Source organism: Ideonella sp. P3_A4 (genome assembly GCF_056403075.1).
This window is the reverse complement of sequence record NZ_JBFUGE010001176.1, coordinates 1-1,018: the sequence shown is the minus strand read 5'-3', so window position 1 is coordinate 1,018 and position 1,018 is coordinate 1. Positions and strand designations below refer to the sequence as shown.

General features: G+C 62.0%; 2 protein-coding genes. One reads left to right on the top strand and one right to left on the bottom strand.

Annotation, left to right across the window (positions count from 1 at the left end):
* The first annotated feature begins 9 nt into the window (after positions 1–9).
* Positions 10–162, top strand: a complete 153-nt coding sequence (locus AC1DYI_RS36760; RefSeq protein WP_477209011.1) for a helix-turn-helix domain-containing protein — start codon at positions 10–12, stop codon at positions 160–162.
* A 320-nt stretch (positions 163–482) separates the two neighbouring features.
* Here the strand turns inward: AC1DYI_RS36760 and AC1DYI_RS36755 are convergent.
* A partial coding sequence (locus tag AC1DYI_RS36755) for a hypothetical protein (RefSeq protein WP_477209010.1) occupies positions 483–1,018 on the bottom strand: 536 nt, incomplete at its 5' end.

Below are 1,018 nucleotides of genomic sequence, written 5' to 3'. Positions count from 1 at the left end.
CACCTGGCGATGCACCTGTTCCACCACCGCGGCCTGGCCAACGACGAGGTGGCGCGCCAGCTGGGCTTTCACGACAGCACGAACTTCCGCCGCTCGTTCAAGCGCTGGACGGGGATGACGCCAAGCCTGCTGCGCGCGGCGCTTGGGGCTGTGGGGCTGTAGCGCTCGCCCAAGACGTCCGAGACGCCTTCGTGCCGCAGACGCTAGACATTCGCCGCTGCTGTGGATGGGGTTGCATCGGGCGGGGCTGGAAGAAGCTCATCCACGTTCTCAAAGCACCGACCCTTCGGCCAACGAACGTCAACCTCGCTGTCGTCCAGCGGGACCGGCGGCTCGACAACGAGGCCAACCCCTTCGCCTCGCCCCCACGAGTCAAACTCATTGGCCTTCCACGTGGCCGGATTCTTGATGACCGCATCACCCACGCTGAACTTCATCTTGCGTCGCCTTCGAACGGTACCGGACGTTGGAGCGGTTGAGCGTCATGCCGAGTCTTGCAAGCGCGTGACCAACTGCTCTGAAGCTTGGCGGAGCAGGAGCTCCAAGTCGTTGCGACGAGCTGGGTGTTCCAGGCCGATGAGAACCCGCCAGGACAAGACCCTGTTGAGATACGTGGACCAAGGCATTCGCTGGATGACCTGAAACGTGGCTTTGGGTTGCCTCGATCGAAGATGGTAGAGCCTTGCGGCGAGCCGAACTCTTGGTCGCCAATACAGAGGGAAGCCGATGGCGCCCAGCGAGAAGTCTGTGGCGATGCCCGACCGATAGCCCTGCAAAGCGACATCGACTGCCATGTCTGTTGCTAACGGCGTGTCTACAGCGGTGGCCCCAGGGAAAGGAAGCATGTCGGAAAGCTCTGCGAGAAGTGCTCGATCGAGCACCTGGGGCGGCGCACCGGCCAGACTTTCAAGATGTCGAGTGAGGTTGCCCGAGGCAACGCTGAGACTGCCAAGGAACAGCCTCGACGGCTCTCGCTTTATCAACTTTCGCTTCACTGAACGACTCCTGTGACACCCAG